Source organism: Planktothrix sp. FACHB-1365 (assembly GCF_014697575.1).
Classification (GTDB): Bacteria; Cyanobacteriota; Cyanobacteriia; order Cyanobacteriales; family Microcoleaceae; genus Planktothrix.
Genome location: NZ_JACJSC010000011.1, coordinates 82,034 through 100,511, shown reverse-complemented (window position 1 = coordinate 100,511; position 18,478 = coordinate 82,034). Strand labels below are relative to the sequence as shown.

General features: G+C 42.9%; 9 protein-coding genes. 2 read left to right on the top strand and 7 right to left on the bottom strand.

Annotated features, from left to right (window positions below; all coding sequences use genetic code 11):
- The first annotated feature begins 200 nt into the window (after positions 1 to 200).
- Together H6G57_RS14565 and H6G57_RS29405 are read left to right on the top strand one after the other, a co-directional pair.
- The gene (locus tag H6G57_RS14565) at positions 201 to 2,984 is read left to right on the top strand and encodes a bifunctional acetate--CoA ligase family protein/GNAT family N-acetyltransferase (RefSeq protein ID WP_190519696.1); all 2,784 of its coding nucleotides are present in this window, start codon (positions 201 to 203) and stop codon (positions 2,982 to 2,984) included.
- A complete protein-coding gene (locus H6G57_RS29405) occupies positions 2,981 to 3,103 on the top strand; it encodes a pentapeptide repeat-containing protein (protein WP_199314302.1) in 123 nt (40 codons plus the stop codon). The genes H6G57_RS14565 and H6G57_RS29405 overlap by 4 nt, the downstream gene beginning before the upstream one ends.
- Here H6G57_RS29405 and H6G57_RS14555 read toward each other — a convergent pair.
- From H6G57_RS14555 to H6G57_RS14525, 7 genes are all read right to left on the bottom strand, one after another.
- On the bottom strand, positions 3,094 to 4,059 hold the full coding sequence (locus H6G57_RS14555) for a diguanylate cyclase (RefSeq protein WP_190519694.1): 966 nt from the start codon (positions 4,057 to 4,059) through the stop codon (positions 3,094 to 3,096). The two genes, H6G57_RS29405 and H6G57_RS14555, sit on opposite strands and share 10 nt — an antisense overlap.
- A complete protein-coding gene (locus H6G57_RS14550; protein ID WP_190519692.1) occupies positions 4,056 to 9,503 on the bottom strand; it encodes a PAS domain S-box protein in 5,448 nt (1,815 codons plus the stop codon). The genes H6G57_RS14555 and H6G57_RS14550 overlap by 4 nt, the downstream gene beginning before the upstream one ends.
- 523 nt (positions 9,504 to 10,026) lie before the next feature.
- Complete coding sequence (locus H6G57_RS14545; protein WP_190519690.1) at positions 10,027 to 10,656, bottom strand: chemotaxis protein CheC; 630 nt, start codon at positions 10,654 to 10,656, stop codon at positions 10,027 to 10,029.
- Positions 10,657 to 10,701: 45 nt separating this feature from the next.
- The gene (locus H6G57_RS14540; protein ID WP_190519688.1) at positions 10,702 to 11,754 is read right to left on the bottom strand and encodes a chemotaxis response regulator protein-glutamate methylesterase; all 1,053 of its coding nucleotides are present in this window, start codon (positions 11,752 to 11,754) and stop codon (positions 10,702 to 10,704) included.
- A 71-nt stretch (positions 11,755 to 11,825) separates the two neighbouring features.
- Positions 11,826 to 12,680, bottom strand: coding sequence for a protein-glutamate O-methyltransferase CheR (locus tag H6G57_RS14535; RefSeq protein WP_190519686.1), 855 nt, complete (start codon positions 12,678 to 12,680; stop codon positions 11,826 to 11,828).
- A 231-nt stretch (positions 12,681 to 12,911) separates the two neighbouring features.
- Positions 12,912 to 16,208, bottom strand: coding sequence for a HEAT repeat domain-containing protein (locus H6G57_RS14530; RefSeq protein WP_190519684.1), 3,297 nt, complete (start codon positions 16,206 to 16,208; stop codon positions 12,912 to 12,914).
- 155 nt (positions 16,209 to 16,363) lie between these two features.
- Positions 16,364 to 18,442: a methyl-accepting chemotaxis protein gene (locus H6G57_RS14525; RefSeq protein ID WP_190519682.1), complete on the bottom strand. Its 2,079-nt coding sequence runs from the start codon at positions 18,440 to 18,442 to the stop codon at positions 16,364 to 16,366.
- Between the last annotated feature and the right edge of the window lie 36 nt (positions 18,443 to 18,478).

Below are 18,478 nucleotides of genomic sequence, written 5' to 3'. Positions count from 1 at the left end.
TCAAAGGTTGGGGTTGAAAATGGCTGTTGTTGATGATCTGATGTGATCCCTGGACAAATCTTGAAACTTTATAAGGATCAGAGACTTCCTGAAAGATTAGATTATAATGGAAAAGAATAAAAGCTGGAATAACGTGCTTAAAACTACAAAACTTTTTGTTATTTTTCCCTGATTCCAGTTCCCCGTATAAGGAGTGGTCTATGCAAACCACAGCAACACGAATCGCTGATCCAGCCCATGATGTTTTACGCTACGAACATCAATCCTTGAGTGCTATTTTTAATCCCAAAACAGTTGCCGTTATTGGGGCGACGGAAAAACCCAATAGTGTCGGTAGAACCCTCCTTTGGAATTTAATTAGTAGTCCTTTTGGAGGCACGGTTTTTCCGGTTAATCGCCATCGCAATAGTATTTTAGGAATCAAAGCATATTCTAGTATTAAAGACACCCCGGAACCCGTTGATTTAGCCATTATTGCTACCCCGGCGGCGAGTGTTCCCGCCGTGATCCAAGAGTGTGTCGATGTCGGTGTTAAAGGGGTGATTATTCTATCAGCCGGATTTAAAGAAATTGGGCAAAAAGGTGTAGAATTAGAACAGAAAATTTTGCAAATTGCTCAATCGAGTAAACTGCGAATTATTGGCCCCAACTGCTTAGGATTAATGAATCCTTTAACGGGACTGAATGCCACGTTTGCCAGTGCCATGGCTAAACCCGGAAATGTTGGGTTTATCAGTCAAAGTGGAGCTTTATGCACTTCTATTTTAGATTGGAGTTTCCGAGAAAACGTGGGATTTAGTGCCTTCGTTTCCATTGGTTCAATGTTAGATATTGGTTGGGGAGATTTAATTTATTATTTAGGCAATGACCCCCAAACTCAAAGTATTGTTATTTATATGGAATCCATCGGGGATGCCCGATCTTTTTTATCCGCCGCGCGAGAAGTTGCCCTAACGAAACCGATTATTGTGATTAAAGCCGGACGCACTGAAGCCGCCGCCAAAGCCGCCGCCTCCCACACTGGAGCTTTAGCGGGTAGCGATGATGTGTTGGATGCCGCCTTTAGACGCTGTGGGATTCTGCGGGTTTATCATATTGCCCATTTGTTCTCCATTGCCGAACTTCTGAGTAAACAACCCCGACCCAAAGGGCCACGACTTACGATTTTAACCAATGCTGGAGGGCCAGGGGTATTAACCACAGACACCTTAATTGGAGAAGGTGGCACCCTCGCCCAACTCTCCTCTGCAACCGTTGAAGCCCTGAATCAAGTGTTACCTCCCCAATGGAGTCATAATAACCCCATTGATATTTTAGGGGATGCTGACCCCGAACGATATGCCAAAGCCTTTGATATTGTGGTTCAAGATCCGAATAGTGATGGTATTTTAGTGATATTAACTCCCCAATCCATGACTGACCCCAGCAAAACGGCGGAACAGTTGAAATATCGTTGTATGAAAATGCCCAATAAACCAATTTTAGCGAGTTGGATGGGGGGTGCGGATGTGGCATCGGGGATTAAAATTCTCAATCAAGCCAATATTGCCACCTTTTCCTATCCCGACTCGGCGGTACGGATGTTTAACTATATGTGGCGCTACACCTACAATTTAAAAGGCTTGTATGAAACCCCCAGTTTACCCAAAATCCATGAAGATGATGGTCTAGTTTGTGATTGTGTCCAACATCTGATTGGTTCTGTTTTAGCTGAAGGGCGAACTCTTCTAACTGAATTTGAATCCAAACGTCTCCTCTCCGCCTATGGCATTCCCACCGTACAAACCTGTATCGCTTCAAATATCGATGCAGCCGTTGATGCGGCGGAGCAGTTAGGGTATCCCGTCGTGTTGAAATTGTTATCTAAAACGATTACACACAAAACCGATGTGGGTGGAGTCCAACTCAACCTCAATACCGCCGAAGCTGTGCGGCAAGCCTACACCGCCATTGAAACCTCCGTTACCCAACAAGTGGGGGTCGAACATTTCCAAGGGGTAACAGTCCAACGGATGATTAAATTAGAAGGCTATGAATTAATTATTGGTAGTAGCCTTGACCCCCAATTCGGCCCGGTGTTGTTATTTGGCATGGGGGGACAATTGGTGGAAGTGTTTAAAGATCGCTCCTTGGGTTTACCTCCGTTAAATACCACCCTTGCCCGTCGGATGATGGAACAAACGAAAATTTATAAAGCTTTATTAGGCGTGAGGGGAAGGCTTTCAGTGGATATGGAGGCTTTAGAACAGTTATTAGTTCGGTTTTCTCATTTAATTGTTGAACATCCTTGGATTAAAGAGGTTGATATTAACCCCTTGTTGGCTTCGGAAAACGAGTTAATTGCCTTAGATGCACGAGTGGTGTTACATTCCCCAGAGACGAAACCCGAAGCATTACCAAAACCAGCCATTCGTCCCTATCCTCGCCAATACATCACCCATTGGACATCAAAGCAGGACATGGCAATTACCATCCGGCCCATCCGTCCTGAAGATGAACCGTTAATGGTCAAGTTTGACGAAAGTTTATCGGAGGAAAGTGTCTATCTTCGTTATGCTCATTTGGTCAAACTCAGTTCTCGAATTACCCATGAACGGTTATCGCGGCTGTGTTTTATTGATTATGACCGCGAAATGGCCTTAGTGGCAGAATATCAAAACCCCGAAACGGTCGAAAACAAAATTATTGGGGTCGGACGCCTGAGTAAAGGTTATGGGAACGATGAAGTAGAATTTTCCTTACTGGTGAGTGATAGTTACCAACGTCAAGGCATTGGGACGGAATTATTAAGACAATTACTGAATATTGCGCGTCAGGAGAAAATGCCTTTAGTGTTTGCCGAAATCCTCAGTGATAATCGAATTATGCAACATATTTCCGAACAATTAGGATTTACATTAAATCGGATAATCGGTGAACCGATGGTGCGGGCTGAAATTCAGTTGATAGGGAACAGGGAACAGGGAACAGGGAACAGGGAATGAGTTTGCTGGATTTTGTAGAGACGAGCCATGGCGCGTCTCTGCATGGCGCGTCTCTGCATGGCGCGTCTCTGCATGGCGCGTCTCTGCATGGCGCGTCTCTGCATGGCGCTCAAACATGATTTTTTAAATATTTCATCTGTTTATGTTCATACATTAATTTGTCAGCTTTGGAAATCCATTGTTCCAGGGAATAATCTTGATTTAAATCGCAGGGTTGTACACCCATACTAATAGAAAGAATATAAGCCCGATTTGACGTTAGATTAAAGTAATCAACATTAGTTTGTAACCGAGCCTGAAAATCCGTTGAATGACTTTCTCCACCCGGAAGAAAAAGAGAAAATTCATCTCCCCCCAGTCGCGCCACAATATCAGCATCTCGAAAGCTTTCCTTGAGAATTTCAGCCGCATCCCGAATTACTCGGTCTCCCAATTCATGTCCGAGGGTATCATTAATTTTCTTCAACCCATCTAAATCCGCGAATAAAACACAGCAAGGTGTTTGGGTGCGTCGGGCAATTTTTAATTGTTGTTCTGCGAGTAAAAAAAAGCCTCGTCGATTATAAAGTCCCGTTAAATCATCGGTTAAAGACAATTTTCTCACTTCTGCTTCCGCTTTCAACCGATCTTTAATTTCTTGTTCTAACCGTTGATTTTGTTCAATTAATTGTTGATGTTGTTGTTGAATTAATAATTGATTTTTAACCCGGACTAAAACTTCCTGTTCTTGAAACGGTTTTGTAATATAATCCACACCCCCCAATTCAAAAGCCCGCACCTTATCTTCCAAACGTTCCAGGGCACTAATAAAAATCACAGGAATGTAAGCCGTCGATTCCGATGCTTTTAACTTTTCACAAATTTCATACCCATTCATCTCCGGCATATTAATATCCAGTAAAATCAGATTCGGCGGATCACGCTGCACCCCTTGAAGCGCCATTCTCCCATTCAGAGATTTCCGAACAATATAACCCTGAGACTCTAAAATTTTGGCTAACAAGCGTAAATTATCTGGTGTATCATCCACAATCAAAATATTCGTTTGAGTTGGGTATTTGAGTAGACTTGTCATCTATCTTCCCCCTCAATCTTCGTAAGAATTGCGATCGCTTCCAACTGGAAGTTATCAACTAAAGAAGTCAGTGCCTCAATTAAAGGTTGATGTTTAGGTGGAATTTCCGCAATCAATTCTAGGATTTGATGATCATTAAGATCCAATGCAGCCTCATGGACTTGCATAATCCATTCGGGGGGCATCACCTTCACCTCTTCTGGAGTCAAGCTCTTAGAATGGGACGGAGAAACTTCCAGTGTTACAGATTCAGCATAACGATACTCGATGCCCAAGTATTGGGCCATCTTCTGAAATAAAGTTTGTTCTCGGAAAGGCTTACTCATATAGTCATTACAGCCCGCAGCCAGGGCGAGAGTGCGATCGCTTCGGGACGCCTGTGCAGTCAGGGCGATAATAATACTACTTTGACCTTGTTCCATCGCCCGAATTTGCCGAGTCGCTTCGTATCCATCCAGAATTGGCATCCGAATATCCATCCAAGTCAGATCTGGTTGCCATTCCTGCCACTGCTGCACTGCTTCCTGTCCATTACAAGCTTCCCGTACCTCGAATCCTAATTCCGTTAACAGTCTGACAATCAATAAACGATTTTCACGGCGATCATCAACGACAAGAATCCGATGATGGGGTTGGTTGGGAGCTAATCCAATGATCAGGCGCTCCGAAGTGTTCGGTTCAAGGTCAACTCCATCACTCAGGCTCACGGGAAGGGTAAAACTAAAGGTTGTTCCCTTGCCTATTGTACTCCGAACGGCAATGTCTCCACCCATGAGTTGCAAGAGTTTTCGGCTAATGGTTAATCCTAATCCTGTACCACTGACGGCTTGTTTTCCCGCTTGAGCTTGGACAAAGGCGTTAAAGATTGTATCCAGTTCTTCCGGTGCAATTCCGACTCCGGTATCAATGACGGCAAACTCAAGAATCCAACAGGGACTCGATGTTTCTTCAGGACTAAGCTCACCCCTAACTTGTAAGGTAATACTGCCCTGATGGGTAAATTTAATGGCATTACCTAATAGGTTAATTAAAATTTGGCGCAATTTTTGAGCATCTGCTCTAATAAACTGCGGCACGTCGGGTGCAATATCAAAATAAAGATCTAGTCCTTTAGAACTGGCTCGTTCTGCTAACATATTCCGAAGAGAATGGAGCAAGGCAATTAAGTCAAAGTCACTTTCTTCCAGGGTGCAGTGTCCCGATTCAATTTTGGAGAGATCCAAAACATCATTAATCAGATTCAAAAGATGATCGCCACTGCGGCGAATGGTTTGCAGATCTTCTTGTTGGTTAGGAGTTAAGGAGGGGTCATGAGCCATTACCTGAGTAAATCCTAGGATGACGTTCAGGGGGGTACGGAGTTCGTGACTCATGTTGGCGAGGAAGATACTTTTGGCAAGATTGGCTTGTTCTGCGGCTTCCATGGCTTGTCGGAGGGCTATTTCTTTTTGTTTGCGATCGCTAATATCTTTATGGGTTCCAATCATGCGGATGGGCTGACCCTGAGCATTATAAGCGACGACTTTTCCATAGTCGGCAATCCATTTCCATTCCCCCGATTTACACTGAAAACGATAGTCAAAGGCGAATGAAACAAAACTATCTTTTAAGTGAGCATTCAAACAGTCCCAAACCAAGGAGCGATCATCGGGATGAATCATCTCAATCCAGAGATTAAGGTCTATCTGTAATTCACCGGGTTGATAGCCCAGCATTTCCTGATAGCGAGAACTTAAATATACTTCTCCTTGTTCAATGTTCCAATCCCAGAGTCCATCTCCAGACGCTTCTAGGGCCAGTTGCAATCGCTCTTCGCTGAGATGTAGGGCGGTTTCGGCTTGGTGTTGTTGGGTGACGTCGATGGCAACTCCCCCGATGAGGATTTGTCCCGATGGGTCAGGAATTGGAAATTTATAGACGAGGAAGTCACCGAGACTACCATCGGGACGGGGTGCAATCTCAATGGTTTTCATGACTTCATGGGTTTGACTAACGGTTAAGATATTGTCCAAAAATTGTTGGGCAATGTTAGTGGGATAGATATCAAAGATGGTTTTACCGAGAAGATCTTCAGTGGGTAACTGGAAACTCTGACTATAGGTTTGGCTGACATAGAGGATTAAGCCGTTGATGTCGGTAATCCAGGCTGGAGCCGGACTATGATTCATAAAGGCTTGAAACCGAGCTTCACTTTCCCGAAGGGCTTGTTCGGCTTGTTGACGTTGGGTTTCAATTTGCTTTTGTTCAGTAATATCTCGATTGCTGATTCGTAGACCGAGAAATTGATTTTCATGGCTAAATAGGGGTTGACAAGTGTGGGAAATCCAGCGAATTTCACTGGAACGGGTGATAATCCGAAACTCGGCAAATTCGACTCCAGAGTGGTAATTACAAATATGGTTATCTAGGGTTGGGAAATCGTCTGGATAAATAATCTCACTAATGAGGTTAGGGTTGGTGATAAATTCGTTAGGTGAAAAACCTGTGATCCGCTCACAGGAGGGAGAGGTATAGATAAACTGACCTTTTGTATCAAGCCAATATTCCCAATCGTAGGTAAAATCGATGGCTGTGCGGAATTTTTCTTCACTTTGACGTAAGGCGGCTTCTGCTTCTTGTCTGGCGGTAATGTCACGCAAGAATACGGTAAAGATAATTTCACCTTTGAGATTGAGGTTAGAAATGGAGGCTTCGGCGGGAAATTCTGACCCGTCTTTGCGTCGCCCAAAGATGCCTCCTCGCTCTGACATGGGCCTGGCATACCCTCCGATTTTGGCATAGTCAGCAAGATGTTGATGATGAATTTTTGCAAAGCGTTCTGGTATCAACAGCGCCAGGGGTTTACCTAATATCTCTTCTGCTTGGTAACCAAAAATTTGTTCGGCTCCTTTGTTAAATAACGTAATTTCTTGATGCTGATTCACGGAAATAATGGCATCATTGGCAATTTCTAAGATTCCTGCAAACCGAGCTTGAGAGATTTGGAGGTCGATTTCTGCTTGTTTACGTTTGCTGATATCTCGGCAAATACAAAAGTGGATCACTTCTCCTTCTAAGGTGACGCGACTGTAACTAATTTCGACATCGTATTCCGAGCCATCTTTACGGCGATGTCGGGTTTCAAAGAGAGGAATAAAATTAGGGTTTTTGAGAATTGTCTGTAATTGTTCTTTTGTCCATTGGGCATCCCAATCTGCTACGTTTAAACTCAGGGTTTCTTCTGGGGTATAACCTATCATTTCGGCAAAACGAGGACTGGATTGGATTGCATCTCCTTGGTTATTCATGACGACAATACCATCTAATGAGGTATTAAATAAAGCTTTTGTTCGCAGAAGTTCTTTTTCTAATTTGAGTTCCGCTTGTTTGCGTTCCGCTTCAAGTCGGGCTTTTTCGCTAATATCTTTCATAAAGCAATAATGCCCCAACAATTGATGCTGTTCGTCAGAGTTAGCAATCATGACTAATTGTTTATAAATAATTGAACCATCTTTGCGAATTCCGGTGGCTTCTACTTCAACTCTTCCTGTTTTTAGCATAAGCTCATAGGCTGCAATAAGTTTTTCTAAATCATCAGGATGTACTGTTTTTTGCCACAACATTCCAATCATTTCTTCGGGTTGATAACCGGTGATTTCAGCGTAGGTTTTATTGACATAAAGATAACGACCTTGGGCATCCAGTTTAGAAATCCCCGATAGGGCATTTTCCATCACCTCGCTCATTTCTTGTTGTTCAGCTTCAGCTTGTTTAATTTTGGTGATATCAATAAAGGTAATTCCAATTTGTTTAAGTTGATTCTGATGATCAAATTCGGGAAAACCGTTGACTAAAACCCAAACTAAGGTTGGTTTACCACTATTAATTCCTAGTACATAATTTTTAAGAGACGTTTGAGTTGATAAGACTCGATTAATCGGATATTCTTCGATGGGCATCTGGGTTCCATCTTCCCGAACAAAATGCCATGCGGGATCAATAGCAGTTTTTCCCATCATTTGTTCAATGGTGAGTCCTAATAAATCACAAGCGGTTGAATTACATAACAAAATCTTGGTATCGGGAGCATGAATAACGAACCCGGTATTTAAGTTATTAATCAGTTGTCGATATCGAAGTTCGCTTTCATAGAGGGATTCTTGGGCTTGTTTACTTTCGGTAATATTTCGAGCAATCTTGGAAGCACCAATAATAGTTCCAGCTTTGTCTTTTAGGGCAGAAATTGTAATAGAAACATCAATAAAAGTTCCATCTTTCCTAAGTCGTTTGGTGTCGTAATGTTTAATACTTTCTCCTCGGAGAATCCGGTGCAGAATTTCTTGTTCTTCGGCGTAATATTCTGGGGGAATCAATTTGTTAATCGATTGTCCAAGGATTTCATCGGCTGTGTAACCAAAAACTTGCTCGGCTCCGTGATTCCAACTTCTGATTATACTATTTAAATCTTTACTAATAATTGCATCTTCTGAGAATTCAACAATGGCAGCCAGTTGAGTCTGAGCGATTTCTGCCTGTTGTCTATGTTCAAATTCCTGTTGCAGTTGCTGGTTGGTTCTCTTTAATTGATGAACTTGATCCTGACTGATTCTAATCAGATACACCACTAATAAACATAACCCAATTAACGTTAAGCCTGCGATCAGAACCACAATAGGTAAAGGGCTAGTTGCTTGTTTTGTAGATGCAACTACGACTCGCCAGTCAGCACCATAGGCTCTGACAATAACTGTTTTTTGTAAAGTAGAGTGGGAAGGAAATCCGCCTTGACGATAAATTGATTCAGTCCCATCATAAATCGCTACTTTATAACCGGGTGGTACGTTCAAAATGCTATCAAATAGAGTTTGGAAGTGAAAAACTCCGACAATAAATCCATCAAAGCGATAGCCTTCGGCTGGGCGGAACCCATCGCCAATAAAGAGAGGTACAGTAGCTAAAAAACCTTGACCCCCTTGAGTCCATCTAATCCGGCGAGTTAAAATAATTTCATCCAGATTCCGGGCAATTTTAAGGGTAATTTGACGACGGGATTCTTGGGAGAAATCAGTATTTTGTGTGACTTCATTTCCCACTTTGGACACAACCCAACGCACTCGAAACGTCGGATCAACCCATTCAATGGCTTGATAACCCGAAAAATCATGAATATAAGCTTCTGCATCTTTTTCCCAACTTTCTTTAGCTGTACCCCCATCAACTTCCCAGCGATTTGCCATTTGTTTGAGGGTAACAATTCGGTAGGTGAGTTCTCTGCTCAGTTGTAACTCAATCCCCTGGGCTTCCTGCTGAATTAACTGTTTGTAGTGGTATTGTTCATTCAGGGTAAGTCGTTCCCACACCAGGATAACGGCAATAGTAGCCAGCACACCTAATAATAACGGTAACACTTTTTTCCAGGGTGTTTGGCTGAGGATTTTAATCAAGTTAAGCTGAATTATGGCCATAAGCTGCCTACGAAAACAAAGAGCAGGGAGCACAGGGGGAGGGGGAAACAAGTTGTAGGGTGCGTAAGCCAAAAGCCCACGCCCCATTCGTCAAGCGTCAAACTTCAACTGTCCATTCTTCGTAAGCTCAAGCCCAACAGTTCAGAGCGGTTTTGAGAAATTATACTCACCCCGAAGAACAACAAGATTGAAAGGGAAAGGAACGCTTAAAAAGGAAAATAAAGGGTATCAATGAATTAAGCAAAAAAATGCACTTTTTTAAATAAAATCTTATTAAAATCGCTAAATTAATTTTACTATGAATCATGGAAATTTGCCAAGCTGAAGAGAGGTTAGCGATAATATAAGGTTTAACCCCATGCAGCTTAATCAAAGGAATCCCCTGATGTTGGCCAAATTTGAGCCCTCTATATTGGGTTCAAGTTTTCTCCTGATTCGGCTCTAGGGTGTCAATGGGTTCAGGACTAGAAAAGAAGAAGCTCAAAGGATGATTACTATGAGACTTTCTTGTTTGCTATTGCCATTAGGGATTAGGAATTGCTAAGTCGATAGAGGCTTCAATTCCTTTAATTAAACACGATAAAGGAATCACTCCAGACACAAAAACTAAAGAACCTCGAACCGAATTATGATAGAATTGGAAGGTGGTATCCACCATTAATACATAACGGACTTCATTTTTTCCCATCATTAAAGATTTGACTAAATCAGGTAAGGGTTCAATTTGGAAAGTGGGAATCGAGAAAGTAAACTGACTCCCCATTAAAGTTCCCAACATATTAATATAGGAATTTAACAGAATATTCCCCGCTTCCATTAAAACTTCACAGGAAGAAACATTCAAATATAAATTATAATCTTCTTGATCGGGTCGCAGTAAGTTTGTGAGTTTGACCGCAAAAGAATAGTTTAAAAGTAACAGCGCATCTCCACTCATTGTCCCTTTAAACATTTGATGAACGCTGACAATATCTTCATTGAACTGGTTGGGTAATTCAGTCATTAATTTACTCAACGGAGATAAAGAAACCTCCGCCACCTTCATCGTCACATCAGACCCAATTAATTGAGATAATGCCGTTGCTGTTCTCCGAGAGAGAACAATTTTCATAAATTCAGATAAGGCCATTTTTTGCTTTTCGGTGAGTAACATTTTTACACCTATTGAGGGTTATAATTTTGAGGTTATCAAGAACACTCATAAAACGTCTAAAATTGCCTGTGCAATTCTATTGAGAGGATAAGAATGATCACTTAACCCTGATTCTTCTACAGAACGTGGCATTCCATAAACAATACAAGTTTCTTCAGATTCAGTAAATATTAAACCTCCATGAGATTTTATCCATGCTGCACCCTGTTTTCCATCGGAACCCATTCCGGTCATCACAATTCCTAAAAGCCGATTACCATAAACTTCTGCGGCTGATTGAAACATAACATCCACCGAGGGACGATGAGGCATATCAAAGGGTTGTGCAGCCAGACGGGTAACAACAGAATTCCCTTCCCGTTTAAAGGTTAAATGACGGCCAGCAGGGGCAATAAAAACCATCCCAGGATGCAGAATTTCTCCATCACCCGCTTCAACCACTTTCAATGCTGATAATTGATCTAATCGTTCTGCATACATTTTGGTATAACCAATTGGCATATGTAAAACAATGGCAATTGGAACCGGAAGATTACTCGGTAATTGAGGAATCAAAAATGCTAAAGCTTGGGGGCCACCTGTGGAAATTCCAATTGTAATTAAATCAATTGTACCGGGCTTAAACACCGGTTGAACCGAAATCAATCCCGGAGGTAATGACCCTAAAGCCGGAACCGGAAGACGCTTTAAAGGGACATTCGCAGCAGCTTTGACTTTATCAATTAATTCCTCCGCTAATTCATACATTTTTTCCGTCGCTAAAGCCGTAGGTTTATGTACAAAATCAACAGCCCCCGCGTCTAAAGCTGCTAATACTAATTCTCCCCCTTCATTGGCGATACTCACAATAATCACCGGAATTGGATGTCGTTCCATTTGTCTTTTAAGAAACTCTACCCCATCGATTTTAGGCATTAATAAATCTAAGGTAATTACATCAATTTCATCCGGTGACCGTTCTAATTTTTCTAAAGCGTCTTCCCCATCATGGGCTGTTCCCACAACTTCAATAAAAGGGCTACGAGACAGCATTTGTTTAATGACTTTACGAACATAAGCAGAATCATCAACCACTAAAACGCGAATAATTTTATTCATGACTTTTTATCCTTTTTTTATTACAATAGGGGCATCAATGAATTAGACTCAAATCCAGCAGAATTGCTGCTTTAATGTTTAACATATATAAATGCTCCTTCAATGTCTTCCAATTCAAAATTAGTTTTCAGTTTTAAGAGAGACTCAGAAGCACTCAGAAACAAATAAGAGGGTTTAAACATTCGTTCATAGAAATAATTAACAGTTTGGCGGATAGAAGTCTCGGAAAAGTAAATAAAAACATTCCGACAAAAAACAAAATGAGCTTGAGCTAGATATTGAATTTCAGACTCCTTCAATAAATTATTAACTGACCAATGAACTCGGCGATGAATCTCAGGAGAAACCCGCCATCCATCTGCTTCAGCCGTAAAATATTTCCGCTTCAAAGCTTCAGGAAAGTTCCGAAATGAATATTGTCGATATAATCCCATTTTAGCCTTATCAATTGCCTTAGAAGAAGCATCACTCGCCCAAATTTCAATCGGAACTCGTTCAAACCAACCTGCTTCATTCAAAGCGATCGCAATTGTTAAGGGTTCTTCTCCTGTGGAACAAGCCGCACTCCAAATCCGCAGGGGTTGACAAGGATAAGAGAGACTATAAAACTTCTCTAAATACTGAGGAATTAACACCTCAATCAAAACCTTGATTTGATCATACTCTCGCCAGAAATAGGTTTCGGGGACACTTAAACTATTAATAACTTGTTGCCATTCTTCATCCGCTTTAGGATCATATTTCAGCAGATAATAATAGTCTAAAAACGAGTCTAACCCATTTTCAAACACGCGATTAGATAACTTATCAGCCAACATATTTTGCTTAGAACTCGTATAAAATAATCCCGTTCGTTCATGGATTAGATCTCGCAAAATAATAAAAATATTATCGCTTAAATTCAGAGGTTTTGGAGAAAATCGCATATCAGTAATCAGTTGTCAGTCATCAGTCATCAGTTATCAGTCATCAGTCATCAGTTATCAGTCATCAGTCAACAGTTATCAGTAATTAGTCAAGTTAGGACATAAACTGATGAGCGCCAGCCTAAACTTGTGTTTTTATGAACTTCCCAATTAAGTTTTTCCTGGCTATAACTGAAAACTAAAAATTAATGGCTGATGACTGATAACTGATAACTGATAACTGATAACTGATTATTGGTGCAATCCTTTTTGAGCCGCCCGACGAACTGCCGCAGAAGGATCATTACGAGCTAATATCCCCAACTGTTCAGTACAGGAGCGATTTCCCAAATAAACCAAAGCATTAACCGCCGATAAACGGACACTTTGATCCTGGTCGTTTAATGCACTGATTAAAATTTCCGAAGCAAAAGGATGTTTGAGGCGTTTCAACACTTCAACAACAGTACACCGGACAGCCGGATGCAGATGGGTTAATCCTTGGCTAATGCCTTCAATATAGTCCTCTTTCTGGCCCGAATGCTCCAAATTTCGAGAAGCCAACGCCATAATACAAGCTTCCCGACTGCTGGGATCTACGGACAATTCCAACAAAGCAGCAATCGCTTCTGGGGTGCCCATCCGAGAGAGGGATTCAATCGCAGCTTGAACCACTTTTTCCTCTGGATCAGCGGCTGCCATCCATTGTAAAGCAACTCCGGCTTCTTCTCCCCCCCGTTCTCGAAACGCATGAAGGGCATCTAAACGCCGTTCTGCATTGGTAGAATTCAACGCCATTAACAAAGGTGCAACGGCATCGGTACTGTTAATCCGTCCCAAAGCCATCACCGCCGCCCGGGCAATGTCCCCATCTGCGATCTCCAGTCCCACTAATGTCGTTAACAGAGGAATCGCTTTTTCCTCACCGATATGACCTAAAGCCGAGGTAGCCGCAGCCCGAACTGGATAAGCAGAATCTTGGTTGACAAGCCATTGTAGAATCTCAAAGACCTGTTCAAGGGATTCTGCCTCCGACTCCGATAACTGATTAAACTCCAAACGCCCAATGGAACGAGCCGCTTGATACCGTACCCAGCAATCAGCATCCTGTAAAGCATTCAATAAAAGAGGTAAGGCTTGATTGACTTCTATATCCCCCAAAGCATGAGCCGCCGCCGCCCGTACAGAGGGAACCTCTTGGGTTAAGGCTCGAACTAAAGTGGGAAAAACCCGTTCATCCTCCAGGTAGGGTAAATGTTCAATGGCAGCCCGTCGTACTTTTTCTTCTGGATCACCTGTACAGTTAAATAAGGCTTCGATACACTCCCCAAAGGCAAAATATCCGGCGATTTTGACGGCTGACTCCCGAATCCGGGGATTGGGGTGGGTTAGTAATTGTAGAATCCGTTGCGGGAGGGCGGGATGACCTAGGGAGTTGAGGGCGGCAATGGCACCTAAACGCACGGCGGAGTCGGGATGTCCTAAGAGTTCTAATAGGGCTTCAAAAGCTCGGCCATCGCCAATTTGGGCTAAGGCAGCGGTTGTGACCATGACTAATTCGGTGTCGGCACTGAGTAAATCGGTTAAGGCGGGAACGGCTTGATTGCTCCCAATGCGACCCAGGGCGGTGATGGCGGCTTTACGAGTTTCGACGTCGGGAAGGTCAAGTTGGGCGATTAATAACGGAGTGACGCGACTGCCAAAGCGCACTAAGGCTTCAATAATCGATTCTCGCAGTTGAGGATAACTTAACAGTCCGGCTAGGGCGGTGGCAACCTTCTCTCCTTCTAACCATCCTAAGATTAAGCCGATGGCCTGGAGTTCTTCGGGATTGGCCTGTTGAATTGTATCCAGTAGGTTTTGAGTTCCGACTTCTGTTACCGCACGCCGGGTGAGGTCAGCAATAAATTTTCCTTCTCCAAATTCAGTTTGATAGCGTTGATAAATTTTAGCTAGGGTGATGACTAAACTATTGGCTCTCACGGGAGAGTTGGCTATATCCGTTTTGTTCAGCGCCTGGGCGATGGGAGTAACTACATCAGCAGAGCCCAATTCTCCTAATACCTCAGCCACTTGATGACCTAATAGCTCGTTATCTAATAGGGCAACGATGCGACAACTGATGGTGGAGTCTCCAATTTTCATTAAGGCTTCCAAGGCGGGAAAGGCGAGGAAAAAGTCTCCAGATTGGGCGATTTCGACTAATTTATCGACGGCTTCCGTTGCCCGCAGGTGTCCTAGGGATTCAATGGTATGATACCGAACATTAATATCAATATCATCTAGGGCTTGAATTAAGGCTGGAATGGCTCTGGGGTCATGGCGTTCTCCGAGGGCTAAGGCGGTGTAAATGCGTAGTTCTGGATCGGGATCGGCTAAACATTCCACTAAGGAGGGAATTGGATCGATATGACTGAGCACTAAAACCTGAAGCACACTATTGAGAATGTCGGGGTTACGGTGTTGTTCCCGAAGCAAGCGTAACAAATCCTGGGTTAAGTTAGGATCGTCTTGCATTGCTAAACTATCGACGGCCTCCCGACGTACCCGCCAATTTAAGGTTTTTTGAAGTAAGGGCATTAAACGTCCTGCAATTGAGAGATCACCAATTTGCATGAGGGCATCTAGGGCGGGAAAGGCGAGGAAAAAGTCTTGAGATTGAGCAATTTCGAGTAAGGGATCGATGGCTTCTCTCGCTTTTAAATGTCCTAATGCTTCAATGGCATGATAACGAACATTTTTATCATTATCTGCTAAAGCCAAAACTAAGGCAGGAATGGCGCGAACATCATCCCGTTGTCCCAAGGTTTGGGTTGCATAAATCCGCAGTTCTGGATCAGGGTCATGCAAACATTCAATTAAGGCGGGAATTAAATCCACCCGACTCAAGGCTAAAACTTGAATCACACTATTGACAATGGTGGCATTTCGATGTTCTTGGCGCAGAAGTTGTAATAATTCTGTGGTAATTTCTGGGTTATGACGGGCTGTTAATCGCTCTACGACTTCCCGTCGGACTTGCCAACTACTATCTTGTAGGGCATTCATAAAGTCTGTAGTATTAGCATACAGGCCTTTATTAAGATCATCGGATAGGTCAAACATTAAATTCCGCTCTTGAGTCGGGGGGTCAGAGGAAGCTACTTCGGAGGAAATGATTCCCCGACGATAATGTTGAGCCAGATCAATTTCCCGTTCCCGTCGCACGGTGACATCTTCAAGGGTGACAATGGTTCCGACAATGGTTGTTTTCTCCCGTAAGGGCGTAATTGTAACGCGCTGCTGCATATACTGGAAGTGCTTGGTGTTCGCCGGGGGGGGACAGGGAATTAAATATTGATGGAATGCAGGTGCGAGGGTTTCAATGACGCCTTGGGTAATCACCCGTTGAAATCGTTCTAGTAAACCCCGTTGTTCCAAATCAGGAATCAGATCGGTAATTTTTTGTCCACAACTCTGTGCCGCCGTAATTCCCGTAAGTTCGATTAATCGAGAATCCCAGGAGCGGATTGTTAAATTTATATCGGTTGTAAAAATACCAATAGCCATAATCAGTTATCAGTTATCAGTTATCAGTTATCAGTTGACAGTTATCAGTTATCAGTTATCAGTTAAGAACTAAGAATTAAGAATTAATAGCTAACAGCTAAGGAATTAGCCAATTCTTGCACTGATAACTGATAATGCGGGTACCTGATTACTGATTAATACCAACTCTCAACTGATAATGCGGATACTTGATGACTGATAACTGATAACTGATTTCGGTGGCGTTCACTGATTTGTCCCATATTTTCTATGCCTTGCAGTGCCGAGCTTAAAACAGTGGAATGTTCTACATTAGAACTGCGAATTAATTTAATTTGTTGGGTGATGCTTTGAATTGCCCCCGTCATCTCTTGAATGGCTTTTGACTGTTCCCTCATGGCTTTGGCTAGTTGCTCCGACTGTATCCGCATATTATCAACGGCTTGGGTTGTTTGAGATGCCATTGTGGCTTGTTCAGTCATGTCTTTGCTAACACTATTAATCAAGCTGGCCAGTCGTTCTGCTTCTTTAGAAATTTGCTCTCCGGCTACGGACTGTTCTGCGATCGCTCGTGAAGTGGTCATGACTCCCCGCCTCATGGACTCTACGGCTTGCATAATTTGGGATGCCCCTTTATTTTGCTCAAAAGTCGCTTTACGGACTTGTCCGGCTAAATTCGTGGTATTTTGAGCGGCTTTAATCACATCACGGGCGGCACGAGCTTGTTCATTCATGGCCTGGGTAACTTGTTTAGCAATTTGCTGCATCTGTCGAGTAGAAACCACAATTCCTTGGGTGGTTTTGGATTGTTCAATGGTGGCTTTGGCAACTTCTCGTGCTTGGTTGGCGGTGGTATTAATCGAATTAACAACGGTTTGACCCGCAATCATTTGTTCCTCGGAGGCGACGGTAATTTGACTGACTAATTGGGTGGTTTTTTCTATCCCCGATAGGATTTTTTTTAATCCTCCTAATCCTTCTTCGGCTAAACTCCCGCTATCTTCAGCGACTCTTAACCCTTCATTAGAGGTGTTAACGGCATCCTGGGCAACCTGTTGTAAGGCTTTAATAATCGAGGCAATGTCGGAAGTGGCTTGGGCTGCGCGATCGGCTAAATTACGAATTTCTTCGGCAACAACGGCAAATCCCCGTCCGGCATCTCCTGCCCTGGCTGCTTCTATTGAAGCATTTAAAGAGAGCAAATTGGTGCGTTCTGAGATTAAATTAATCGTATCGACAATACTACTAATTTCGTTGGTGCGTTTGCCCATATCTCGAATGACGTCGGAAGATTTAACCATTGATTCTCGTACCCGACTTAACCCTTGAATTGCTTTTTCCACTGTTTTACCCCCCACTTCAGCATCCTGCATGACTCGACGGGTAATTTCATCGGCTTGTTGAGTTAGGGTGGTAATTGAACGAATGGAGCGATCTAACTGTTCGGCGGATGTAGCTGCATTGGTGGCTGCTTCGGTAATTCGTTCTCCATTTTGAGCAACTCCGACAACAGATTGCGCCATTTCTTCCATTGACGTTGAAACTTGTTCAACGGTGGCGGCTAAGTTTTCTGTGGTGGCGGTTACTTCTTCGATGGAGGCTGCCATTTCGTTAATTGAAGCGGTGGTTTCTTCGGAGGCGGCGGTTAAATCATCGGCATTTTGAGCGACCCCACCAATGGAACTGGTCATTTCTTCAATGGAAGCGGCGGTTTCGTTGACGGCAGCAGCTAGGTTTTCGGTGTCCAAACTGACACTTTTAATTGATGCGGCTACTTGTACCATTGAGGCGGTGACTTGAGAGGCTGAAGTTGCCATTTCTTGAGCACTATTGGCAACATTATGGGTAGAAACACTGCTTTGTTGAACGGACGTTGAGGTTTGTCTAATAGCCGTTGCCAGTTCGGTGCTACTGGCGGTTACTTGTTCAATAGAGGCTGCCATTTCATTAATAGAAGACACTAATTCTTCTCCAGAAACGGCAACGGATTGGGCTTGGGTTGCTGTATGTTTTAAGGAGGTTGTTAGGGTCTGAATTTGGCTACTACTTTCTTCTGCTAGGCGAGTTTGGGTGTTCATCCCTTCTGAAAGATGTTCTACTGCTTGTACAATATCTTGGGTTTTAATTAGGATTTGCTGATTTTGTTGTCGTAGCTGTTGAATTATCAACTCAGGTGGGTTTTGATCAGGAATTTCAGGGGAGTTTTTTTGCTGATTTTTATAATTTTTTTGTTGCTTATTATTGACTTTAGCCATGATCTTTCTCCTTTAATTGATGACTGATACAAGAGT